The following is a 13,006-nucleotide window of genomic DNA, read 5'->3' as shown; positions in this document are numbered from 1 at the left end:
AGATAATACAAAGGAGGGCGAGTAAATGATTCTAGAAATTGATCCTCATTCGGAAGAACCTATTTATTTGCAACTACGTAAACAAATCATTATTGGTATCGCTCGGGGAGAGTTACAGCCTAACGAACAATTGCCGACAGTTCGGCAATTCGCGGATGAACTAGGGGTAAATACAATGACTGTTTCAAAAGGCTACCAGCTACTCCGGGAAGAAGGCTACTTGATTACCGATCGTCGTAAAGGAACGTTGGTAGCGCCACTGCCTGTTACTACAAAAAAGACTAACGAAGAAAATTTAACGTTACTATTGGCAGAACTTTATTTGGCTGAAGCCGATGAAAAAGCGGTCCGGGAAAAAGTTCAACAGATTTTGACGAGTTTTGGAAAGGATGAACGCTAATGTTATCTCCTATCATTTTGATCATATTAATTTCTTGTAACTTTATCATGGCGTTTACAAATTCTTTAGCCGCTAAGCCCCACAATTATGTCATCGTGGAAAACACCTTTCCCGCTGATAAAATCAATGATCCGCTAGTACTAGCTTTCAGACGAAATTATCGAAAGCGTCAATTTCAACTGGCGTTTCTATTGACTATCTTAGACTTAAGCTTGTTGATCCCTATGAAGGATTCCATTTTTATGCTGCTCTTTTTCATTCTTCTTTATATCACGATCGGTGCGGGCTACTTATTGCAAATCCGCTATATCCGTAAAGGTCATCAATTGATCGTAGAGAATGACTGGCAATTAACCCAGCAGCCGATCCAAGTTGATGCTAAGCTTGTACTTGAGAAAAACCAAAAGCTTGTTTCTCCTTGGTGGTTTGTTCTTTCATTTGTACTCCTGATTTTATTGACAGTACTTCTTCACCAGCGAGAAATGGGAAGTCTGACTTGGATTCTATTCGTCACAAACGTATTTGTCTTACTTTTGTTTCTGGCAGGTTGGTGGGCAATCAGCCGACTGCCTGTTAGAGCTTTGACCAATGATTCAATTATCAATCGTCAATACAATGATTTGACAAAATTTTACTGGTCAGCATTTATTACAGGTACGAGTTTCATTGTTCTGTTGATTATTTATCTGCCTTTGATTACTTTGGAATCTAGTCCGCGCCTCTTTAACCTATTAACGTTTATTGAGTTTCTGGCGATTTTCCTTTTCTGCGGCTTTACCCTGTGGTGGCTGATCCGTTTGCGTAACAAACAGGATCAGTTATTGACTCAAACGCCCAGCTTTCGCTATGCAGGCGATGACTATTATTGGCGTTATGGAATTTATTACAACCCTGATGATCGTCGCCTAATGGTTCCTGACCGTATTGGTTTAAATATCACAGTGAATTTAGCACGAATTGGTGGAAAAATATTTATCGGCCTACTGCCTATAGTATTGATAGGCGCTATGGTAATCACAGTTGTTCCTTTATACATTTTAGACTATCATCCAGATCCGTTAACCTATGAAGTAAAGCAAGAAAGTCTCATTCTGGATGGTCCCATCTACCGGGAACGAAAAATTCCCTACAAGGATATGGAAAAGGTAACTCTGATTGAACGCTTACCACGTGTTGGTATGAAAGTGAACGGATTGGCAACAGAGAATTACGCCATCGGCAGCTTCAAGGTTGCTGGAAAATCCGCTTCTCTTTTCGTAGATCATCAATCAAAGCCAATTTTACAAATTCAGACAAAAAATCGAGATTACTATTATACCAACACAGATCCTACTGCTACCCAACAGCTCTATCTGAAGGTAAAGAACCATCAATAAACAAAAACTGATCCCACTCCAATAACAGGAAGTGGGATCAGTTTTTTTATTCAACGACGCCGATTCGATTGATTGGCCAGAAAACAAATTTTACATTAGTCAAAATATCCTTTTGATCGATCATTCCGATGATTCGTCCATCTTTTGAGATACGTCGATTATCTCCTAAAACAAATAATTGACCATCAGGAACCTTCTCGTAACCAAATAAACTTTGCAGATCAAAATCAAAGGTCAATGGCTGTCCATCCGTCAGTTTACCTTTATACTCTTCTAAATATGGCTCATCATATTTCTTTCCATTAATGTAAAGCTGATCGTCTTTGTAAGCGACTGTATCTCCAGGTAAGCCAATCACTCGTTTAACATAATCAGCACCCGGGTCATCCGGTGCTGGAAAAGTTACCACATCAAATCGATTGATCTCCGCGTGTTTCAATCCAAACATCCGCTCACCATCATTTAGGTTAGGCTTCATTGAATCTCCAATCGCCTCCACAGGCGTAAACACGTAATGCCGCAACGCGATTACTGCACCAATCATCACAACATATAAAAGAATCGTTTTCACAATTTCCTTCGCCTTCATTTCTTGCCCCCTTATTAAATATCTCATGTCATCTTATATTTAATTTACCATAGCAGCTCCGTCATGGAAACAGCCCATTGACTTTTTAAGCATTTATTGACTATCAGGATAGGCGTAGAAAAAAAGACATCGATTTCTCGATGCCTAGGCCTATTTTAATTTTTTTATCTCTGCTTCTTTGTAATCCGCGATCTCATCAATCAGATTCTCTGAGATTGGTGTCCCGAAAGGCAATGGATTTTTCAAAAAGCCGCGCTCCGGTGCATCGACTCCAACATTAATATCTTCAGCAATCGGCATACTATAGTTATGAATGTGACCATGAAGGTTGCGGATGTTTAAAGTCTTTCCAAGAAGCATCGGATAATGGGTCAAATAATATTGATGATGATTAAATTTAACGATCGCCCCAACATCATGAAACTCAAATTTGTTCTCGCCGTTCTCAAGCTTTGGATCATGGGCTGCTAAATATCTAAAAAAAGTCCGTGAGTCATGGTTCCCTTTGATAAATACAATTTTTCCTTTTAACTGCACTAATTGCTCCAAAATATCTGTAAAGCCCTTTTCATATAATGGATGCATCGCGACATCGCCTAAATGATAAACTGTATCCTTCTCATTTACAACATCGTTCCAAGCAGTAATCATTTGCTGATTCATTTCCTCGACAGAATCAAATAAGCGCGGCGCAAAGTCATTATCGCCTAAAAGATTTTCATGAAAATAATGGGTATCTGATATAAAATATTTCATTCTAATCACCTACAAAACGAATTCTGATACATATCTTTATTTTACCACCTCTACCAAAAAAATGCGCTGATTGCGAAAAAGGTGACTGACTAAGCAAACTGCAAAAAGTTGGACTCGTAGCTAACTCGAATAATGGGATTAACTTTTTCAAAAAGCAAAAAAGTTAGTTCTATTCTCATCACGCCTATCATTGCACTAAACATCTGGTGAAATAATTTATTCTAAATCCATTATTTTACTCTCCAACTAATACAAACTACAAAAAGTGTAACTGACAGCTAACTCCTTCTAAAGAATAATTTTTCCAAAAAGCAGAAAAATTACTTCATTATCGCTTCGCATACGATCCAACTAAAGTTCGCGTAACTTACCTTATCAAATAATCTTTATTTTCCTCGAACAAAGTAAACTGTGAAAAGTTGGACTCGCAAAAACAAGACCGCCAGTTTATACCTGGTAGCCTTGTTTTTGTAAAAGTGATCGATATTTCATTTTGATGATCGTAATAACCGCCTCTAATTGTGTTAGATCTTCTACTTTAGTTGGATCGAACTCCTTTGTTCGCTTAAAGGATTTTCCGGTATCAATCAAATGAAAGATCTGATTCCAACGTTCAAATTCGGACAAATTGTTGAGATTCGCAATCGGAAATGCTGCCCCGTCACAAATCTCCCATAAACGGAAGATCAAAAAAGCTGTATCAATGACTTCCATTTTCCTTTTTTTCTTTTTACATTGAATGATAACCTTTTCAGGATTGTATTTCAGATACCAATCTAACAGAATAAAAAAAGCTTCCCAGCGATAGTTATCGCGGAACATCTTTTGTGTGTCGGGCATGTCACGAAAAATCAAAGGAATCAAGTAATGTTTCTTATATTTCAAGCAAGGAATTCCATCAATAAAGTAGTCAACATAACGCGTTAGATAACTATTTCCTTCATAATCACTAATATAGTAATCCTCTACACCATATTTTTTTAACTCTTTTGTCAGGTTGGCGCAGTCTTCTATTGAGACGGTCAGCCCCGACAAGAGACGGAAATCAGAAATAATCTTGTGATGCTCGATCGTTTGTATCTTGTGAACCAACTTCTCACCTTCATTTCCAACAATATTCTTACTATCAGTGTACCATAATCTTCTTAATTTGAAGCTTCTTAGCGTTAAAAAGATTCAGAAAAAAAGGTAAATATACTAAAAAAGAAGTTGGATTATAATCGATAACCTTTTGAATTAAGCCTTGATCAAAAATAATACCATTATTTTTAACGATTAAATAACAAGCGTTTCTATTTCTTTGTTCAGTCCAACTAGGAACCAAAAATTTTTTCTCAGCTGCTCAAACTGAAAAAATCGACAAAAAAACAGGTCCTATCTTGTCCGATAAGACCCGCTCTATGATTAAATTTCTTCTTTAACAAACAATCCGCGATCAATCATTCCATCCATCAGGAAGTAGAATTTTTCTTGGACCATTTCTTGTTTTGCATCTTTGAAAATATCCACAGATTTTAGTCCATTCGCTGTTGTTACTGACATCTTCATGGTACTAATATCCTTCGCCACTGTAATTTTCAGCTTGAAGCCCTCTTTACTTTGGGGAGTTGCTTGTAATGGACGAATTAATTGAAAATTGCCTGAACTCGTTTCAGTAAAGCCGTTGTCACGCAGTGTATACTTTTTAGCAGTAGGCGCTAATGCATATTGATATTTTGATCCCTTAATTGTCGCTGTCTTTGTAAATGCCATATACTCACCTCATCTTTTTCTTTCACTTTCAATTATAAAGATAAGTATCACGCATTTCAATCCAGATTATTTCTTCTTAGTCAGTTCCTGCAAACTAGTCACAAGCTGCTCTGCGAAATACTCGACTTGCTCCATTGTATTACCATACCCAAAGCTGACGCGGACGGATTCTCTTATTTCCGGAGCGTTTTTCCCATACATCGCTTCTAAGACATGGGAGGGATCGATCGTTCCTGCTGTACAAGCTGAGCCAGTGGAGACCGCAATGCCTCGCAGGTCTAACTTCATCAGCAAGAGATCATTATTGATTCCAGTAAATCGCAGATTCAAGACATGCGGCAATTTATTGTCTAAATCGCCATTCACATGATAGTCGACGCCTGCTTCATCTAATGTCGTCAAGACTTTTTGGGTGAACTGCTCATACAATTCACGACGTTTTTCCCGTTCATCTTCTGTTAATAGTTCAACCGCCTTTGCCATTCCGCAAATACCTGCTAAATTTTCCGTTCCCGCACGACGTTTTTCTTCTTGCTCGCCACCACGCAATAGGGGAGCTAATTGGGCATTATCGCTTTTGAACAAGAAACCGACGCCCTTTGGTCCATTGATCTTGTGAGCAGAGATGCTTAGAAAATCAATGCCTAATTCATGAGGACGAATAAATTGATTGCCATACGCTTGAACCGCATCGGTATGGAAATACGCTGGATGATCCTTCAAGCGTTCACCAATTTCCTTGATAGGCATTAAATTACCAATTTCATTATTGCCGTACATAATCGAAACTAAGATTGTATCTGCACGCAGGCTGGCATCTAAATCCTCCAAAGAAATATTTCCTTTGCGATCAACTGGTAAATACGTTACTTCAAAGCCTTGTGTTTCCAAATATTTCATCGTGTTGATTACTGCCGGATGTTCGATCTGCGTTGTAATTAAATGACGACCTTCATTTTGACGACCGAAGGCAGTTTCCAAAATTGCGGTATTATCGCCTTCTGTTCCACCACTATTAAAGATGATCTCATGATATTTCACGCCGAGACTTTTACCGATGACTTCTCTGGCCATTTCTAATTTCCCGGCAGCCTGCCGACCAAACAAATGGACGCTTGATGGATTACCAAATGTTTCTGACATAATCTCTGTCATCGTTGCAACTACTTCTGGATGCATCGGGCTCGTTGCCGCATGATCTAAATATATATTTTCCACAAACTTTCGAACCTTTCCCTCTGTAAACTCTATTTTTATCTAAAAAAAGAAAAGGGCAGCGCTGCCCTTTTACTCAAAGTCTTTTTGTTCCATCGTAAATAACGGGCTGACCGATTCATTTTCATGAATTCGTTTCACTGCTTCACCCATCAAATCTGAACAACTGATGATCGACAATTTTTTAGGATGGCGCTCAGGCCCAGTTAGTACAGAATCTGTAATACAAATATCTTTGATGTCAGCAGCATCTAAATTTTCTTTTGCTGGAGGTGATAACAAACCATGGGAGGCACAAGCAACAACTTCCTTCGCGCCTGCCTTCTTCAAAGTCTTTGAAGCGTTGGAGAAAACTTCTCCAGTATTCAAAATGTCATCTACCATAATGCAGCAGCGACCTTCCACATCTCCAATCACATATCCAGAATCTGGATTGCCTTCTTCGGCAACATCCACGATCGCGATTGCTGTATCTAAATATTCTGCCAAGCTGCGGGCTCTTTGAACACCGCTATTTTTTGGAGAAACCACGACATAATCATCCCCTACCATTCCACGGCGGCGATAGTAATGCGCAAATAACGGCATCGTGAATAAATTATCAACTGGAATATCGAAGAAGCCTTGGACTTGCACAGTGTGTAGATCAAGGGTCAAAACTCTTGTTGCACCTGCGTCTGAAAGTAAATTCGCAATCAATTTCGCTGTGATCGGTTCATGCGGTTTAGCTGTACGATCCTGTCTAGCATAGCCATAATATGGCAATACAACATTGATCGTTTTCGCGCTCGCTCGCTTCAATGCATCGATCATGATCAATAACTCTAAATAATAATCATTTACCGGTTCGTTGGTGGATTGGATTAAATAGACATCGAATCCCCGAACGGTCTCTTCTAAATTGATCGAGATTTCTCCATCACTGAACTGCTTGACCGTACTTTTTCCCAACGGTACGCCACAGACATCGGCGATTTTTTCAGCCAACGGGCGGTTCCCATTAAGACTAAAAATTTTAAACTTATCCTTACTTTCTTCTGACATGGTGTCCCTCCAAGTATTTTTGTACCACCAGTTTAACATATTTTGAGTTATTTGCTGTAGATTTTACTTTTTCATTACGAAGGGAACAACTGATTGTTCGGATTTTGAGCAGTACCCCATCGCTATTTTTTCTGAGCTACTAGTGAAATCGTGCCGTTTCCCCACTCCGCCGGAATCACAGCGTCACTCTTTCCCCAATTATCATGAATCTTATAAAATTTTTGTCCTTCCGAATTCTCCATAAAGCCATGAACCACGACCCAATGATTTTTATAGCTGCTGCCGAGCAGCTGTAAAAGACCAATCATGACCGGCTCTCCAGCTAAGATTCGTTTAGTCACCCGCTGCCAAGACCCCGCGACGGTGCCTCTTGCTCGATAAGGAATCCGATAACGGCGAAAGAAACGATTCAAGCCCAAAGAAATCTGTAGTGGAACTGTCGGAAAATCGATCGGTTGTAATAAAGGCTGTAGCGCATGAACGAGCTCTTCGTTCTGAGTACTGTTCTTTTCTCGTAGGCCATTTGGCAAACAGTCTGCATCGAGCTGATCCTGCCAATAAGCCAGCAATACACTACTAGCATAGGTACCGCACAAAAATCCTCGCGGTGTCTTCCAGTCACGATAGGTTTCAAAGCTCTCTAACTCGATCCACTGATTGATTGGATAACTCATTTTTTCACCACCAAATCATTTTCTTTTGTGTATCTTCTCAAGATATATCATAATGGATTATAACGGAAAGAACTAGAAAAAAGATGGAGGACACTATTTTGGACAAAACAAAAATCAAAGAAGATTTATATGAAGCAGTCAATGGTGAATGGATCGAAGAAGCAACAATCCCCGCAGATAAACCGGCGACAGGCGGCTTTCAGGATCTTGTGGATGGCATCGATGATCTATTAATCACCGATACAAAGAAAATGAGCGAGGATTCTTCCTTGATTCCAAATGATTTAATGAAGGAATACATCGCCTACTTCAATCTAGCGAATGATTATCAAAAACGCGATCAGGACGGTGCGGAACCTATGCTTCCCCTACTTCATCAAGTAGAAGCATTAAAAGATTTGAATACTTTGTCAGAGCAATTGACTAGCTGGGTTCTTGATGGGCTGCCTTTACCCTTTGGCGTAGATGTAGACGCGGATATGAAGAATACCAAGATCAATGCTTTATTTGCTGGTGCACCTAGCTTGATCCTACCAGATAAAACCTATTACGAAGTAGATCATCCGCAAGCGCCGCAGCTTTTGACGATCTTTAAGGAAATGACGCTGAAATTATTCGACTTGGCTGGTTATGATGCTGCAACAGCCGAAAAAATCACAGATGAAGCACTTCAATACGATAAATTGTTGGCGCCTCACGTAAAAAGTGCCGAAGAAAATGCCGACTACAGCAAAATGTATAACCCTGAAAGCGGCGAAGAATTTATCCAGCATAGCCAATACCTTGATTTGAAAAACTTATTAATCGGCTTAATCGGCGAAGTTCCAGAAAAGATTATTGTGACCGAGCCGGCATTTTTCGAAAAACTTGATGAGTTAGTCAATCCGGAAACCTTCCAACAAATGAAAAGCTGGATGCTGGTCATGACGCTGAATGCCTTGAGCGGTTACCTTAGTGAAGAATTTCGTCAAGTTGGCGGAACTTACAGTCGGGCACTTTCCGGTGCACCTGAAGCTCGTCCACAGGAAAAAGCGGCCTTCTATCTAGCATCAGGCCGCTTTGATCAAATTGTTGGCGATTATTATGGAAAGAAATACTTCGGTGAACAAGCCAAGAAAGATGTTGAACAAATGGTCCAACGCATGGTAAGTATCTATCAAGAACGCTTAAGCAGCAACACCTGGCTTAGTGAAGCCACACGTGAAAAAGCCATCGTTAAATTGAAGGCCTTAGGGATTCATGTAGGGTATCCTGAAAAAATCCCAGCAATTTATACCCAATTCAAAGTGACAACAGCAAAAGAAGGCGGGACACTTCTAAGTAATGCCTTGCACTTCAGTCATTTGAAACGCAAAGAAGATTACAAAAAATGGAATCAGCCTGTTGAGCGTGATGAATGGGAAATGAGCGCTGATACGGTCAACGCTTATTATCATCCATTCCGTAATATCATTGTTTTTCCAGCTGCGATCCTTCAAGCACCATTCTACAGCTTGGAACAATCTAGCAGTGAGAACTTTGGCGGTATCGGGGCTGTAATCGCTCATGAAATTTCTCATGCCTTTGACAACAATGGTTCACTTTTTGACGAATATGGAAATCTAAATAATTGGTGGACAGAAGAAGATCAAAAACATTTCCAAGAATTGGCAGATCAAATGGTCGCGGAGTTCGATGGCTTAGAAATTGCTGGCGGAAAGGTCAACGGCAAGCTGACAGTCTCGGAAAACATTGCTGACGCCGGTGGTCTGAGCTGTGCTTTAGAGGCCGCAAAAAAAGACAGCGACGTGGATCTTGAAGGCTTCTTCATCAACTGGGCGACAATTTGGCGGATGAAGGCGCGTCAGGAATATACTCAACTGCTCCTATCAATTGATGTCCATGCACCAAATAAACTACGGGCCAATGTCCAAGTAAAAAATCTGGCAGACTTCTACCAAACCTTTGACATTCAACCAAACGATCCGATGTACTTAGCTCCTGAAAAACGGGTAAGTATTTGGTAATATTACTTTTTATAGCCAACGAAACGGTCGAAGAAATTCTTCGACCGTTTTTTCTACACTATGCCGTTCGCAGCTTTTTCCACTTACGAACCTTCGTCCGAAATGACTTGAATGGTGCAACGGTATTGATATGCACCCACTTCCAGACTGGCCAATTAGAAGCGGTTGATTGTGCCCACTTTCTACCGCCAGGCTTGAACAGCACATCGTCATCCAAACTAGCGAGCCATTGGTTATTCTTCTCTACCGCTTGCCGGAAAAGCTGGATCAGTTCAGCCAGACTTTTTCCTTGATAATCCGCATAAAACTGTTCATGTAAAGGACCCATCTGATTCCATTTGATTCCTGGCGCTGGCATTGCTACTGTTTGCCCGGCGCTTTCGGTTTCTTCCCAATCTTGAATCAAGGCTAACCAACCAAGTTGATAGGCAAGAATTTCATAAGGTGTACGCTCCGCTTCATCAAACCGCACATCCTTGTCCTCTTCTTTAATATCCGCGTATTCTTTGATAAACAATTCCGCTCTTTTTTCAATTTCTGCAATAAAGGCTTCTTTACTAGTATATTCTTGCATGGTTTACACGCTCCCTTTCTTTATGTTAACTATCTGCTATACTCATAATTTAGCATCTCAAGGGAGCCATTTTCGGTAACTCGTCATGTTTGCTTAGGTTTCTCGTTATGTTTGCTTAACTATCAAAAAAGCCCCAGCATTTCCTGCCAGAGCGTGTTGTCTTTATTCTCTTTTTTAAAACCGTTTAAAGAAGATGAAGGTTCCAATTAGACCCTTCAAAGCATTAACCATTTTATAAAGCTATTTGATCAAGCTTTTTCTTAGTTCCTGCCCCTTTTTCTGCTTCGAATGATTGATCATCTCTTTGCTAACGATCGATTCACATTCAGTCTCAACGATATCTCTAAAGCGACGAACCCCGTCTTTTTGAAAAATCGTCAGTCTTGTTAAAATTTCCAACAATGTGAATAGTTCCTCCCCAGACTTGCAGATGTCCGCATTTTTACTAAAGGTCAGCTTGTGCTTTTTGCCATTGTCATCCTCATAAACTGCTTTGAAGGAAAAATAAAAATTCTCCTTTTCCTTAAATGCCTTCACACGAGATTCCTCAGGCCAATTCTTTATCGCATAGGTCAAGACTTCGTCAAATTTATCAAAGGTAGGTGTTGAGGCTACACGAAAGTATTTCATATCTGGACGAACTAAACGCGTCAATTCAGAAAATGCCGCTCGACTCTTAAATAAACGACTTCGCACGATCTCCCACTCACTGTATTCAAAATAATCGTAAAAATATAAACAAAATTCCCGCATTCTTTCATTTGGCCCGCAGGTTAAGAAAATCTCGCGAATCAAATCCTTACACATGAGGGAATAATCCTCCATCATCATCGCGTTACGCACAAGAAGCGCCATCCCATACTCAATCACCACATCTGAATTTTGTGTATCTTCGTAATATTGACGGATTCTCGTTTCTAAAGATTCTCTTTTCATTTGAAATAACTGTCGTTCTTGTAACGGCTGCACGGTTATTCTCCTTTCTTTTTACAAAATACTACAGTGTTTCGCTCTCGCAACGCTTACGTTGAAGAAAATCAACATCATCATCTTCGTCAATATAATAAGTAGTCCTTCTTGAGCCGCGACATTCAGGAAACACAACTTCAGCAAATCTGCGAACACCATTTTTTTCAAAGATTGTCAGCTTTGTCAGTATCTCTAGCAGTTCCAATAATTTCTTTCTCGGTATACTAATATCTGCATTTTGAAATTTTAGTTTATGCTTTTTGCCATGTTCGTCTCTGAAAACTGTGTGGTACGCATAACTATATCGTTCCTTCTCAGGACGATTTTCTTCCTCAATCCAATAGTTCTCATAGAGCCAATCCTTTTTTTTATTCGTGGGAGCAGAGGCGGCTCGGACATATTTCGTTTCAGGTCGAATCATTCGTGTCCACTCTGAAAATTCGGCACGACTTTTAAACAATCGATCCCGTATGTTTTCCCATTCATTATATTCAAAGAAGTCGTAAAAATATAGACAAAAATTACGCATTTTATCTGTTGGTTCGCTTGTTAAGAAAATTTCTTTGATTAAGTCTTTGCAGACAAAGGAATAATTAGTCATCGTGATCGCATTTAAAACTAAAATCGCCATACCGTATTCGATCACCGCTTCTGAATCCCATGTCTCTGAATAATAGTGCGTGATTCTTTTCTCAAGGTTCACACGCTTCATCTGAAATAACTGACGTTCGCTTAAAGGTTTCACTGTCATTCAAGTTTCTCTCTTTCACTTAGAAATTCTTTTACTCTATAATACCTCTAAATGGGGCAGAAATTTACCCAAGATTATTTATAAAAAAAAAGATCTAGATTTCTTTTTGTGGGAAATGAAAAGATTGTTTCCTTTTCAAATCTGTGCTAGTATTTTTGCGGGGACTTCCCCAAAAATAAATCAGAGTAGAAAATAAAGCGTTAAGTGCTGGAGGGATGGGATGTTGTCCTCTGGACGAAAGACTTGGTCTGCGGTTTTATTTTCGCATTCGCTGCATGCAGATGTAGCAGCTCTATAAGGAGATGCTAGAAATGAAAAAACACCTTGATGCTAGAAGCATCACAACTATGGCACTACTGATTGCCATGATGGTCACCCTGTCTCGGATACTAGGAATCGAGACACAATTTCTTAAAGTCAGCTTTACCTTCATCCCAGAGATTATTATGGGAATGCTCTTCGGTCCATTTTGGACTGGAATCGGCTCTGTTATCGCTGATTTTGTTGGAATGTCGCTATTTGCAAAAGCACCTTTTTTCATTGGTTTTACCATCAATGCCTTTCTTGAAGGAGCTATCTACGGATACTTTTTCTATAAGAAAGAAATTACTTGGAAAAACTCGATTCAGTCAGTGTTAGTAACAACAATCGTGATTAACCTGATTCTAACGCCATTATGGTTAGCCATGATGTATCATGTTCCACTGAATAGTTGGTTAATCTGGGCACCTCGCTTGATCAAAACAGCAATTTGGATTCCGATCCAAGCGATCATTACCTATTTCTTAGGTGGCGTATTACCCTATAAACAATGGATTGCACGATTCAATCGTGCACACTAATTATTTACAAATTATTACGTTTGTGTGAAAGTAGTTATGCACTTCACAGCATATATCC

At 39.7% G+C, this 13,006-nt stretch carries 14 protein-coding genes and 1 riboswitch; of the genes, 4 read left to right on the top strand and 10 right to left on the bottom strand.

The genetic code is table 11. The features are described 5' to 3' along the window. Positions 1-25 precede the first annotated feature (25 nt). On the top strand, positions 26-400 hold the full coding sequence (locus KQI58_RS00965) for a GntR family transcriptional regulator (RefSeq protein WP_216405682.1): 375 nt from the start codon (positions 26-28) through the stop codon (positions 398-400). Further along, positions 400-1,776 (top strand): PH domain-containing protein, encoded by a 1,377-nt coding sequence (locus tag KQI58_RS00960; protein ID WP_216405679.1) that lies wholly within the window; start codon positions 400-402, stop codon positions 1,774-1,776. Before KQI58_RS00965 ends, KQI58_RS00960 begins: the two co-directional genes overlap by 1 nt. A gap of 46 nt (positions 1,777-1,822) precedes the next feature. On the opposite strand, the gene lepB is transcribed toward KQI58_RS00960, so the two are convergent. The 7 genes from lepB to KQI58_RS00925 all read right to left on the bottom strand — a co-directional run bounded on the left by lepB (position 1,823) and on the right by KQI58_RS00925 (position 7,806). Next, positions 1,823-2,365 (bottom strand): signal peptidase I, encoded by a 543-nt coding sequence (gene lepB, locus KQI58_RS00955; RefSeq protein WP_216405677.1) that lies wholly within the window; start codon positions 2,363-2,365, stop codon positions 1,823-1,825. Positions 2,366-2,515: 150 nt separating this feature from the next. Next, positions 2,516-3,121 carry a metallophosphoesterase gene (locus tag KQI58_RS00950; protein ID WP_216405675.1) on the bottom strand — a complete coding sequence of 202 codons (606 nt, stop codon included), beginning with the start codon at positions 3,119-3,121 and terminating at the stop codon, positions 2,516-2,518. A gap of 447 nt (positions 3,122-3,568) precedes the next feature. Continuing rightward, complete coding sequence (locus KQI58_RS00945) at positions 3,569-4,213, bottom strand: hypothetical protein (protein ID WP_216405673.1); 645 nt, start codon at positions 4,211-4,213, stop codon at positions 3,569-3,571. 312 nt (positions 4,214-4,525) lie between these two features. Continuing rightward, a complete protein-coding gene (locus KQI58_RS00940) occupies positions 4,526-4,873 on the bottom strand; it encodes a DUF1831 domain-containing protein (RefSeq protein WP_216405671.1) in 348 nt (115 codons plus the stop codon). A gap of 66 nt (positions 4,874-4,939) precedes the next feature. Beyond that, positions 4,940-6,091 (bottom strand): cysteine desulfurase family protein, encoded by a 1,152-nt coding sequence (locus KQI58_RS00935; RefSeq protein ID WP_216405669.1) that lies wholly within the window; start codon positions 6,089-6,091, stop codon positions 4,940-4,942. Positions 6,092-6,160: 69 nt separating this feature from the next. Further along, positions 6,161-7,132: a ribose-phosphate diphosphokinase gene (locus KQI58_RS00930; protein ID WP_216405667.1), complete on the bottom strand. Its 972-nt coding sequence runs from the start codon at positions 7,130-7,132 to the stop codon at positions 6,161-6,163. 122 nt (positions 7,133-7,254) lie between these two features. Next, the gene (locus KQI58_RS00925; protein WP_216405665.1) at positions 7,255-7,806 is read right to left on the bottom strand and encodes a hypothetical protein; all 552 of its coding nucleotides are present in this window, start codon (positions 7,804-7,806) and stop codon (positions 7,255-7,257) included. Between the two features lie 98 nt (positions 7,807-7,904). Here KQI58_RS00925 and KQI58_RS00920 point away from each other — a divergent pair, with 98 nt between their 5' ends. After that, entirely contained in the window at positions 7,905-9,812 is a 1,908-nt protein-coding gene (locus KQI58_RS00920; RefSeq protein WP_216405663.1) for a M13 family metallopeptidase, read from the top strand. 58 nt (positions 9,813-9,870) lie between these two features. Here KQI58_RS00920 and KQI58_RS00915 read toward each other — a convergent pair whose 3' ends face one another. From KQI58_RS00915 to KQI58_RS00905, 3 genes are all read right to left on the bottom strand, one after another. Further along, positions 9,871-10,386 (bottom strand): ClbS/DfsB family four-helix bundle protein, encoded by a 516-nt coding sequence (locus KQI58_RS00915; protein ID WP_216405661.1) that lies wholly within the window; start codon positions 10,384-10,386, stop codon positions 9,871-9,873. 240 nt (positions 10,387-10,626) lie between these two features. Then, positions 10,627-11,355, bottom strand: a complete 729-nt coding sequence (locus KQI58_RS00910; protein WP_216405660.1) for a hypothetical protein — start codon at positions 11,353-11,355, stop codon at positions 10,627-10,629. A gap of 28 nt (positions 11,356-11,383) precedes the next feature. After that, positions 11,384-12,106 (bottom strand): hypothetical protein, encoded by a 723-nt coding sequence (locus KQI58_RS00905; protein WP_216405656.1) that lies wholly within the window; start codon positions 12,104-12,106, stop codon positions 11,384-11,386. 179 nt (positions 12,107-12,285) lie between these two features. Beyond that, positions 12,286-12,382: riboswitch (THF riboswitch) on the top strand. A 35-nt stretch (positions 12,383-12,417) separates the two neighbouring features. Here KQI58_RS00905 and KQI58_RS00900 point away from each other — a divergent pair. Beyond that, positions 12,418-12,948 (top strand): folate family ECF transporter S component, encoded by a 531-nt coding sequence (locus KQI58_RS00900; RefSeq protein WP_216405654.1) that lies wholly within the window; start codon positions 12,418-12,420, stop codon positions 12,946-12,948. Positions 12,949-13,006 lie beyond the last annotated feature (58 nt).

It is taken from the genome of Enterococcus raffinosus, from assembly GCF_018917525.1.
Taxonomy (GTDB): domain Bacteria; phylum Bacillota; class Bacilli; order Lactobacillales; family Enterococcaceae; genus Enterococcus_A; species Enterococcus_A raffinosus_A.
Note: the sequence above shows the minus strand (reverse complement) of the source record. Positions and strands in the feature narration are given on the sequence as shown.

Excerpts from the sequence above, each read along its gene's own strand:
- KQI58_RS00965 (WP_216405682.1), top strand. The coding sequence starts at position 26 with ATGATTCTAGAAATTGATCCTCATTCGGAAGAACCTATTTATTTGCAA.
- KQI58_RS00960 (WP_216405679.1), top strand. The coding sequence starts at position 400 with ATGTTATCTCCTATCATTTTGATCATATTAATTTCTTGTAACTTTATC.
- lepB (WP_216405677.1), bottom strand. The coding sequence starts at position 2,365 with ATGAAGGCGAAGGAAATTGTGAAAACGATTCTTTTATATGTTGTGATG.
- KQI58_RS00950 (WP_216405675.1), bottom strand. The coding sequence starts at position 3,121 with ATGAAATATTTTATATCAGATACCCATTATTTTCATGAAAATCTTTTA.
- KQI58_RS00940 (WP_216405671.1), bottom strand. The coding sequence starts at position 4,873 with ATGGCATTTACAAAGACAGCGACAATTAAGGGATCAAAATATCAATAT.
- KQI58_RS00930 (WP_216405667.1), bottom strand. The coding sequence starts at position 7,132 with ATGTCAGAAGAAAGTAAGGATAAGTTTAAAATTTTTAGTCTTAATGGG.
- KQI58_RS00925 (WP_216405665.1), bottom strand. The coding sequence starts at position 7,806 with ATGAGTTATCCAATCAATCAGTGGATCGAGTTAGAGAGCTTTGAAACC.
- KQI58_RS00915 (WP_216405661.1), bottom strand. The coding sequence starts at position 10,386 with ATGCAAGAATATACTAGTAAAGAAGCCTTTATTGCAGAAATTGAAAAA.
- KQI58_RS00905 (WP_216405656.1), bottom strand. The coding sequence starts at position 12,106 with ATGACAGTGAAACCTTTAAGCGAACGTCAGTTATTTCAGATGAAGCGT.
- KQI58_RS00900 (WP_216405654.1), top strand. The coding sequence starts at position 12,418 with ATGAAAAAACACCTTGATGCTAGAAGCATCACAACTATGGCACTACTG.